At 71.9% G+C, this 9,678-nt stretch carries 7 protein-coding genes and 2 pseudogenes; 2 read left to right on the forward strand and 7 right to left on the reverse strand.

Annotation, left to right across the window (positions count from 1 at the left end; genetic code table 11):
- Both D471_RS40430 and D471_RS0124465 read left to right on the forward strand, forming a co-directional pair.
- Positions 1-462, forward strand: a pseudogene (locus D471_RS40430) (hypothetical protein); the annotation flags it as partial.
- 214 nt (positions 463-676) lie between these two features.
- Positions 677-1,945 (forward strand): hypothetical protein, encoded by a 1,269-nt coding sequence (locus tag D471_RS0124465; protein ID WP_017601050.1) that lies wholly within the window; start codon positions 677-679, stop codon positions 1,943-1,945.
- A 121-nt stretch (positions 1,946-2,066) separates the two neighbouring features.
- On the opposite strand, the gene D471_RS0124470 is transcribed toward D471_RS0124465, so the two are convergent.
- The 7 genes and pseudogenes from D471_RS0124470 to D471_RS42550 all read right to left on the reverse strand — a co-directional run.
- Complete coding sequence (locus D471_RS0124470; RefSeq protein ID WP_017601051.1) at positions 2,067-3,071, reverse strand: polyprenyl synthetase family protein; 1,005 nt, start codon at positions 3,069-3,071, stop codon at positions 2,067-2,069.
- 140 nt (positions 3,072-3,211) lie between these two features.
- Entirely contained in the window at positions 3,212-4,876 is a 1,665-nt protein-coding gene (gene nuoN / locus D471_RS0124475) for an NADH-quinone oxidoreductase subunit NuoN (RefSeq protein ID WP_017601052.1), read from the reverse strand.
- The gene (locus D471_RS0124480; RefSeq protein WP_017601053.1) at positions 4,873-6,408 is read right to left on the reverse strand and encodes an NADH-quinone oxidoreductase subunit M; all 1,536 of its coding nucleotides are present in this window, start codon (positions 6,406-6,408) and stop codon (positions 4,873-4,875) included. Before D471_RS0124480 ends, nuoN begins: the two co-directional genes overlap by 4 nt.
- Before the next feature lie 4 nt (positions 6,409-6,412).
- The gene (gene nuoL, locus D471_RS0124485) at positions 6,413-8,296 is read right to left on the reverse strand and encodes an NADH-quinone oxidoreductase subunit L (RefSeq protein WP_017601054.1); all 1,884 of its coding nucleotides are present in this window, start codon (positions 8,294-8,296) and stop codon (positions 6,413-6,415) included.
- 30 nt (positions 8,297-8,326) lie between these two features.
- Positions 8,327-8,626: an NADH-quinone oxidoreductase subunit NuoK gene (nuoK, locus tag D471_RS0124490; protein ID WP_017601055.1), complete on the reverse strand. Its 300-nt coding sequence runs from the start codon at positions 8,624-8,626 to the stop codon at positions 8,327-8,329.
- Positions 8,614-9,573, reverse strand: coding sequence for an NADH-quinone oxidoreductase subunit J (locus tag D471_RS0124495; RefSeq protein WP_017601056.1), 960 nt, complete (start codon positions 9,571-9,573; stop codon positions 8,614-8,616). Before D471_RS0124495 ends, nuoK begins: the two co-directional genes overlap by 13 nt.
- Positions 9,570-9,678, reverse strand: a pseudogene (locus D471_RS42550) (NADH-quinone oxidoreductase subunit NuoI); the annotation flags it as partial. The pseudogene D471_RS42550 and the gene D471_RS0124495, both read right to left, overlap by 4 nt.

Genomic DNA, 9,678 nt, shown 5'->3' on the forward strand with positions numbered 1-9,678 from the left:
ATCCGCCCCGACCGGTGGGACGCGCCCGCGGCCGGCCTCCTGCCCGAGCTCACCGCCGCCCCGGAGGAGAGCCCCGCACGCGCCCCGCGTGAGGAGTCCGCCCCCGCCGAGGAGGGCGCGAAGCCCCCCGTCCCGGACGCCGAGGGCACCGAGACGGCGCCCGTACCCGTTCCCGGTCCCGCCCAGCGGCATCCCGTCACCGAGGTGGCCGCCGACCACGCCCCGCACCTCACCGCGGAGGCCCCCGTCACGCACCCGCGCGACACCGAGCGCCTCGGCGGCCACCTGGCCGCGGGGTCCGCGCCGACCTCGGGCGGCTCCTTCCCCGTCCCCGGCGTCGCCGGGTACCTCACCTCCACGCCCCTGGCGGCCCCGGCCTCCGTGCCCGCCCGCCCCGCCGACGCCCGGCTCCACGCCGTGCCCGTCGACCCCGCCGACGACCCCACGGTCTCCCCCGACTAGGGACGGTCCCCGGGCACGCCCGCCGTGCCCCGGACCGATCCCAGCCCGGGCCCACGCGCCCACCCACGTTCTGGGAGCTGACCTGAGTCCCGTGCGCTCGCTCACGTGATTCACGTCAGCCGGTGGTCCACAGCTCCTCCGGCTCCGGCCCACGCGCCCCCGTCGCGCGACCGGCCGCCCCGTATCCACGAACCAGAGCTTTGGAAGGTTAACCATGACGCAGGTCAAGCGGACCTCAGCACGAACCCTCGTCCTCGCCGCCGGGACGGCCGGTTTCGTCGCCTTGGGCGCGGGCATCGCCGGGGCCGACGCGCTGGAGTCCCCCACCCACGAGATCGCCCCCATCGTCGAGCGGGCCCTCGTCGAGGGCGTCGCCCCGACGATGCGCGGCCTGGCCCCCGAAGGCGCCGTGCCGATCGCCGACTCCGCGCTGCAGGAGCTCCAGCGGACCGCGAAGGACCCGAACAAGCCCGCCCCCGACCTGTCCGCTCCGCTGCCCGAGTCCGGCCGCCTGGTCACCCCCGTGGCCGACGTCGCCAGCCCGCTCCCGGCCGTGGGCGAGGCCGTCGCCGAGACTCAGGACGCCACCGGCCTCGACGGCGACCCGCACCACACGATCGGCCACTCGGCCGGTGACACCGTGACCGAGTCCGCCACGGGCGCCGGGGACTCCCTGGAGGACCTCGGCGGACTGGTCGAGGACACGGCGAGCGACGCGGGCGGTCGGGTCGAGGGGTCCGCGGGCCAGGTGCTGCCGCACACCGTCCAGGCCGCGCACGGCCTCAAGGACGAACTGGACGTCCCCGCGCCCTCCGAGCTGACCCGCCTGGCCCACCCCTCCGAGCTGTCCGGCCTGACCGAGGGAGCCCAGCTGCCGCTCGCCGAGGGCTCCGGGCTGCCCGAGGCCACGAACCTGACCGACCTGACCGGCGACAACTCGCTGGCCCTCAGCGATGTGGCGGACCTGCCGCTGGCCGGGGACACCGGCACCGTCCACCAGAGTTCGGCCGCCCCCGCCGTCCCGAACATCTGGGACATGGCCTACGTCTTCGGACTGGAGACCCCGAAGCAGGCCCAGGACCTCGTGGAGTCCAACCCGGTCACCGACGACAACTACGTCAACCTCGGTGAGGGTGAGGTCCTCGGTCTGGTGGGCCAGCGCAACATGGAGGAGCCCCTGACCATGACCGTCGCCCAGAGCGCCCCCGCCGGGAGTGGGCTGGACGACCTGACCGGGTCTCTGCCCGAGGTGACCGAGGGCGGGCTGCCCCGCGTGGCCGAGGGCGTCGACACCCGGACCGCCGAGGACCTGGTCGACGCGCTGAGCCAGGGTCCCTCCGTGCTGGAGGACCTCGACACCAGCGACCTGGTCTCGATCGAGGGCGGCGGCCCCGCCCAGGCCCCCGCCCAGGACGACGGCCTCACCCACCACCCGACCTTCACCGAACTGCCCGGCCACGAGGCCCTTCCGGTCGTGGCCTGACCTTCCCCGGAGACGACGACGGCCCCGCCGCCCGGTCCGGGCGGCGGGGCCGTCGCGCGTTCCGTGTCCGGCCCGGGCGACGGGCGGACCGAAGCGAGGCGGAGGACGAGAGAGGCGCTGCTCAGCCGGAGCGACGCACCACGTAGTCGCACAGGGACTCGAAGGCGTCGCGGGCCGGCCCCTCGGGCAGCGTGGCCAGCTCGGACCGCGCCAGATCGGCCCAGCGGCGCAGCGTCGCCTCGGCCTCGCCCATCGCCGGGTGCCGACGCAGCAGGGTGAGGGCCTCCTCGGCCTCCTCGTCGCCCAGCGGGCGGCCCAGCAGCGACCGCAGCCGCTCGTCCTCCGGCGCGGTCGAGCGCAGCGCGTAGAACATCGGCAGGGTCAGCACGCCCTCCCTCAGGTCCGTTCCGGGGGTCTTTCCGGAGTCGGCGGTCTCACTGGCGACGTCGAGCAGGTCGTCGGAGATCTGGAAGGCCATCCCGATCGCGTCGCTGGCGCGGGTGAGCGTGCCCACGGTCTCCGGGTCGACCTTGCCGAACATGCCGCCGAACTCGGCCGAGGACGCGATGAGCGACGCGGTCTTGTCACTGATCACCTGGAGGTAGTGGTCCAGCGGATCGGTGCCCTCCGGCGGACCGGACGTCTCCAGGATCTGCCCCTGGACGAGGCGTCCGAACGTGACCGCCTGCAACCGGACCGCCTCGGCGCCCAGGTCGGCGAGCAGCTCCGAGGCCTTGGCGAACACGTAGTCGCCGGTGAGGATGGCGATGTTGTTGCCCCAGCGCTGGTTGGCGCTGGGCTCGCCGCGCCGCAGTTCGGCCTCGTCCATGACGTCGTCGTGGTACAGCGTCGCCATGTGGGTCAGCTCCACCACGGCGGCGGCCGGGATGAGGTCGGGCACCGACGGGTCCCCGAAGCGGGCGGCGAGCAGTACGAGCGTGGCGCGGAACCGCTTGCCCCCCGCGGTGATCAGGTGGGAGGCGGCCTCCGTCAGCATGGGGTTGCTGGACTCCACCGTGGACCTGAGCAGGTCCTCGACCTCGTCGAGGCCGGCCTGGATCTCCCGGGCGAGTGTGGGGTCGACTCTCGGCAGAGCGAGAAACCCGCTCGGGACAGCACCGCTCACCGTAAAGCTCCACCTGTCGAGAGGGCGCGCGGGCGGTCCTCCGAGGAGGACCCCACCGCGCGCTCAGCACATGAACATGATCCGACTTGCCACGGTATCCGACCCGGATTGAAGAGCCAAAGCCACACCCGGGTAGCCGATCACTCGGTGCCGATATCCGCTGTGACCTGGTACACCGTCACCGAGGCGGGCTGCGAACCAGGTTCCGTGGCCGGCAGGAGATTCTCCAGCAGCGGCCCCGGGAGGACGCCCAGCAGCAACGTGGCGGCCACCCCCAGGGCGATCACCCCGCCCGTGAGCACCCCGGCCGGAGCGACGGTCGGCCCCTCGCCCTCCGGGTCCCGGAAGAACATCACGACGATGATGCGGACGTAGAAGAACGCGGTGACGGCGCTGCTGAGGACACCCACGACCACGAGCGGCGCCGCGCCCGCGGCCAGGGCGGCCTCGAACACGGCGAACTTGCCGATGAACCCGCTCGTGAGCGGGATCCCCGCGAAGGCGAGCAGGAACAGGCCCAACGACCCGGCCAGTGCCGGGGAGCGCCGCCCCAGCCCCGCCCAGCGGTCGAGGTCGCCGAGTTCCTGTCCGCCGTCGCGGGTGCGCACCAGCGTCACCACCGCGAAGGCGCCCAACGTGGTGAACCCGTAGGCGGCCAGGTAGAACATGGCGCCCGCGAGCCCCTCGACGCTGTTGGCGACGACCGCGGTGAGCACGAACCCGGCGTGGACCACCGACGAGTAGGCGAGCAGCCGCTTGACGTCGCGCTGTGTCACCGCGATGACCGCCGCGGCGACCATCGTGAGAATGGCCACCGTCCACAGCATGGGTTCCCACACGTCCGCCGAACCGCCGAACGGGACGAAGAACACCCGCAGCAGCGCGCCGAACGCGGCGACCAGCGTGCACGAGGCCATGAGCGCGGTGATCGGCGTCGGGGCGCCCTGGTAGACGTCCGGCTTCCAGTTGTGGAAGGGCACCGCGCCGACCTTGAACAGCAGGCCGACCGCGACCAGACCGATCCCCATGAGCAGCAGCGGCTCGCCGTCGCCGCCCTCGAAGATCGCCGCGCCCCCGCTCTCGACGGCGGCGCGCACGTCGGCGAAGTTCACCGAGCCCGCGTACCCGTAGACCATCGCGATGCCGAACAGGAAGAACGCCGACGCGAACGCGCCCAGCAGGAAGTACTTGACCGCGGCCTCCTGCGAGAAGAGGCGGCGACGGCGGGCCAGCCCGCACATCAGGTACAGCGGCAGGCTCATCACCTCCAGGGCGATGAACATGGTGAGGAAGTCGTTGGACGCCGGGAACATGAGCATCCCCAGCACCGCGAACAGCACCAGCGGGTAGACCTCGGTGTGCTGGGAGCCCGCCATGATGTGGGCGCGCTCCTCCTCGCTGCCGGGCACCGTGGCCGCCTGCGCCGCGAAGGCGTCACGGCCGTGCCTGCGCTCGGCGATCAGCATGAGGCTGACCAGTGCCAGGACCGTGATCGTGCCCTGGAAGAACAGGACCGTCCGGTCCACGGCCAGCACCCCGGCCGCCAGCAGCGCACCCTCCTCCGGGACGGTGCCCATCTGGACGAGCAGCAGGACGAACGTGGCGAGCAGTGCGGCGACGGCGAGCCCGAGCTGGAGCCCCCGGCGCCGCCCGTTCGGCACGAACGCCTCGAACAGCACGGCGAGCACGCCCGCCGCGAACACGGTCAGCAGCGGCGCGAACAGCCACCAGTCCAGTTCCGGTGCCGCCTCGGTGAGTCCGGGGAGCGTCGGCTCCACCGCCTCGGCGGGGATGAGGGGGATCACTCCTCGTCTCCTTCCTGTGCGCCGCCGTCGGCGACCGCGCCGACCTCGGAGGCGTCCTCGTCGACGGTGCGTTCGACGGCGGGGTTGATCACGTCCAGCAGCGGCTGCGGGTAGACGCCGAACGCGATGATGAGGGCGACCAGCGGGCTGATCGCCCAGGCCTCACGGCCGGACAGGTCGCGCAGCCCGGACAGCTTCTCCGGGACCGGGCCGGTCATGGTGCGCTGGTACATCCACAGGATGTAGAGCGCGGCCAGGACGACGCCGGCCGTGGCCAGGACCGCCGGGACCGCGTTGAACTCGTACACCCCGACGAACACCAGGAACTCGCTGACGAACGGGGCGAGCCCGGGCAGCGCGAGCCCGGCCAGGCCCACGACCAGGAAGGTCCCGGCCAGCTTCGGGGCGATCTTCTGCACGCCGCCGTAGTCGGCGATGAGCGCCGAGCCGCGGCGGGGGATGAGGAAGCCCACGATGAGGAACAGCGCGCCCGTCGCGAATCCGTGGTTGACCATGTACAGGGTCGCGCCCGCCTGCCCCTCCTGGGTCAGGGCGAAGATGCCCAGGGTGATGAAGCCGAAGTGGGACACGGACGTGTAGGCGACCAGTCGCATCATGTCGGTCTGGCCGATGGCGAGGACCGCGCCGTAGACGATGCTCACCAGGCTCAGTCCGACCACCGGCCACACGAACCACGAGGTCGCCCCGGGGAACAGCTCCAGGCAGTACCGGAGCATCCCGTAGGTGCCGACCTTGTCCAGCACGCCGACCAGCAGGACCGCCGTGCCGGGCCGCGAGGCCCCGGCCGCCGACGGCAGCCAGGTGTGCACGGGCCACATCGGCGCCTTGATCGCGAAGGCGATGAAGAAGCCGAGGAAGAGCCACCGCGCGACCTCGGGCGAGACCGCGCGCAGCGGACTGCCGTCCGCGACCAGGTCGGTCCACAGGAAGGTGTCGCCGTACACGTACACGCCGATCACCGCGACCAGCATGATCAGGCCGCCCGCGAGGCTGTACAGCAGGAACTTCACGGCCGCGCGCGACCGCTCGCCGCCGCGTCCGTACCGCCCGATCATGAAGTAGACCGGGATGAGCATCGCCTCGAAGAAGACGTAGAACAGGAAGACGTCGGTGGCGGCGAAGACGCCGACCATCATCGCCTCCAGTACCAGGACGAGGGCGAGGTAGGCGCGCCCGCCGTCCTCCCGGTCGTCGTGTTCGTTCCAGGCGGCCAGGACGACCAGCGGCACGAGCACCGCCGACATCAGGATGAGCGCGAGCGCGACGCCGTCGACGCCGACCGCGTAGTGGACCCCGAAGTAGGGGATCCACGGGTACACCTCCTCGAACTGGAGGCGCCCCGCCGCGGAGACGTCGAAACGCAACGCCATCGCCGCGACCACGAGCAGCGTGCCCAGGGAGAAGCCCAGGGCGATCCGTTTGGCGGCCTCGGCCGAGCCGCGCGGGGTCGCCCACAGGACGACCGCGCCGACCGCGGGGAGCGCGATCGCGATGGTGAGCCAGGGGATCATGTGTCTACAACCTCACAACCAGCGTCGCGGCGACGATCACGGCGCCGAAGAGCATGGTGAGCGCGTACGTGCGGGCGAACCCGGTCTGGGACCGGCCCAGCTCCCTGGAGGAGTCGCGCACGCCCATGCCGAGCCCGTCCACCGCCGCGTCGATGACCTTGTCCTCGACCACGACCATGGCCTTGGTGAGGACCTGTCCGGGCCTCATGAACAGCCCCTCGTTGATCTCGTTGCCGTACAGCTCCTTGCTGGCCGCGACGGTGACGAAGTTCCCGGCGGGAGCGGTCCGCGCGACCGGTGTGCGCAGGTACACCGCCCAGGCCGCCGCCACGCCGAGCACCAGGACGCCCAGGGCCGCCAGACCGTAGGGCGAGGTGAAGGCGTGCGCCACGTCGAAGTGGTGCGGCTCGGCGGCCACGGCCGGGGCGAGGAAGCCCGCGAACCGGTCGCCGAACATCAGGAACGCGCCCAGCGCGGTGGAACCGATCGCCAGCACGACCATCGGCGCGGTCATCACGCCCGGGGACTCGTGCGGGTGCACGCCCTCGTCCCACCTCTTCTCTCCGAGGAAGGTCATGAAGACCATCCGCGACATGTAGAAGGCGGTGAGGCCGGCGCCGACGATGACCGCCGTGCCGAGCACCATGCCCTCCGTCCCGCCCAGGTCGAAGGCGGCGGAGATGATGCTCTCCTTGGTCCACCAACCGGACAGGAACGGGACACCGATGATGGCGAGGTAGCCGAGGCCGAACGTGGCGAAGGTGACCGGCATGAGCCTGGCGAGGCCGCCGTACCGGCGCATGTCCACGCCGTCGTTCATGGCGTGCATGACCGACCCGGCGCCCAGGAACAGCCCGGCCTTGAAGAAGCCGTGCGTGACCAGGTGGGCGATGGCGGCCACGTAGCCGACCGGGCCGAGCCCCGCGGCCAGGACCATCATCCCGATCTGGCTCATCGTCGACCCGGCCAGGGACTTCTTGATGTCGTCCTTGGCCGAGGCGATGATCCCGCCCGCGATCATCGTCGCGGCGCCGACCACCGCGACGGCGGTCTGGGCGACGGGCGCGCCCTCGAAGATCGGACCGGCGCGCACCACCAGGTACACACCGGCGGTGACCATGGTCGCCGCGTGGATGAGCGCCGACACCGGGGTCGGGCCCTCCATCGCGTCGAGCAGCCACGCCTGGAGCGGAAGCTGCGCGGACTTGCCGCACGCGCCCAGCAGCAGCAGGAGGCCGATCGCGAGCAGCAGGCCGTCGCTCACCCCGGGCACCTGGGCGAACACGTCGCTGAAGCCGACCGCGCCCAGGGTGGTGTACATGATCATGATCGCCACGAGCAGGCCGATGTCGCCGACCCGGTTGATCAGGAACGCCTTCTTGGCCGCGGTGGCCGCGCTCGGCTTGTACTGCCAGAACCCGATGAGCAGGTAGGACGCCAGGCCCACGCCCTCCCAGCCGAGGAAGAGCAGCACGAAGTTGTCCGCGAGCACCAGCACGAGCATGGCGGACACGAACAGGTTGAGGTAGGCGAAGAACCGCCGCCGGTCGGGATCCTCGGCCATGTAGCCGACCGAGTAGACGTGGATCAGCGAGCCGACGAACGTGATCAGTAGGACGAATGTGATCGACAGGGGGTCGACCAGCAGGTTGACCTGCGCGGAGACGCCACCCGTGGCGAACCACTCGTACACCGGGACCGAGACGGCCCGGGCGTCGGCGGCCCGGCCGAGCAGGTCGAACAGGATGAGGACCGCCCAGGCGAAGGACGCCACCGGCAGGGCCACGGCCAGCCAGTGCCCCCAGGCGTTGGTGCGCCGCCCGCCCAGCAGGAGGATCGCCGCACCCGCCAGGGGCAGGGCGATCAGCAGCCAGGCGTACGACAGCACCGGGCTGTCGGCGGNNNGCCACGTCGCCTTCTAGTGCTTGAGCAGGTTGGCGTCATCGAGCGACGCCGACCTGCGGGTTCGGAAGATCTGCATGATGATCGCCAGTCCGACGACCACCTCGGCGGCGGCGACGACCATCACGAAGAAGGCGATGACCTGCCCTTCGATGTCCCCGTGCATCCGGGCGAACGCGACGAACGCCAGGTTGCAGGCGTTGAGCATGAGCTCCACGCACATGAAGACGATGATCGCGTTGCGCCTGACGAGCACTCCGACGGCGCCGATGGTGAAGATCAGCGCCGCCAGGACGATGTAGTTCATCGGGTCCACGAGGACTCGACCTCCTGCCCGTTGCCGTTGTGGTCGCCGTCCGCCTCGTCCTCGGGACCGGCCGAGCCGCCGGAGGCGGGCGCGGAACCGTTGGCGCGGTTCTCCGTCGGCTCACCCTCCTTGGAGTGGGCCGAGTCCGACGCCCCTCCCGGGAGCGGCGGACGCCCCGCCCGGACGTCGCTCGGCACGCCCGACTGGAGCTCCGGGTCGCGCGCGGCGAGGACGGGGTTGAGGGAGAGCTGGGAGACCGTGCCGTCCGGCAGCAGCGCGGGCATGTCGATCGCGTTGTGCCGGGCGTAGGTCCCGGGGCCGGGCAGCGGCGTCGGGTGGTCGCCGCGGATCCGGTCCTCGGAGATCTCCCGCTGGGTGCGGCGCTTCTTCGTCCGGGCGGTGTGCGCCAGGACCAGCGCGCCCAGGACCGCGGTGATGAGCAGCGCCCCGGTGGCCTCGAAGGCGACCACGTAGCGCAGCAGCAGCTCGTTGGCGATCCACGGGATGCTGCCCCCGGCGACGGCCGCTCCCCCGGCGATGCCGACCGGGTCGCCCACGACGATGCGGGTGATCCCGGTGGCCAGGGCGCCGACGAAGCACAGCGCGACGACGGCGGTCAGGACCCGCTGTCCGCCGAGCGTCTCGGTGAGCGAGTCGGCCGAGCTGACGCCGATGAGCATGAGCACGAACAGGAACAGCATCAGGACCGCGCCGGTGTAGACGACGATCTGGACGACCATGAGGAACGGCGCCTCGTTGATGCCGTAGAAGACGGCCAGGCCGACCATGGCCAGGGCCATCGACATGGCCGAGTGGACGGCCTTGCGGGAGAAGACCACGCCGAGGGCGCCCAGGACGACCAGGGTGCCCAGGACCCAGAAGGCGCCGGCCTCCCCGCCGCCGATGGGGGCCGCGAGCGCGGGAGCCGACGAGGCGGCGACGGTGGCGGGCGTCAACGTACCGCCTCCGTCGTCTCCTGCGACCCGTGCTGGCCGCGACCGGTCGCGTAGTAGTCCTCCTCGGTCTCGCCGAGCCGCATCGGGTGCGGCGGGGGCTCCCTT

Origin of the sequence: Nocardiopsis lucentensis DSM 44048 (genome assembly GCF_000341125.1) — a bacterium.
GTDB classification, from domain to species: Bacteria; Actinomycetota; Actinomycetes; order Streptosporangiales; family Streptosporangiaceae; genus Nocardiopsis; species Nocardiopsis lucentensis.

What these genes read in the sequence shown, in the direction of transcription:
- D471_RS0124480 (WP_017601053.1), bottom strand. Translation starts at nt 6,408, where the DNA reads ATGATCCCCTGGCTCACCATCGCGATCGCGCTCCCCGCGGTCGGCGCG.
- D471_RS0124465 (WP_017601050.1), top strand. Translation starts at nt 677, where the DNA reads ATGACGCAGGTCAAGCGGACCTCAGCACGAACCCTCGTCCTCGCCGCC.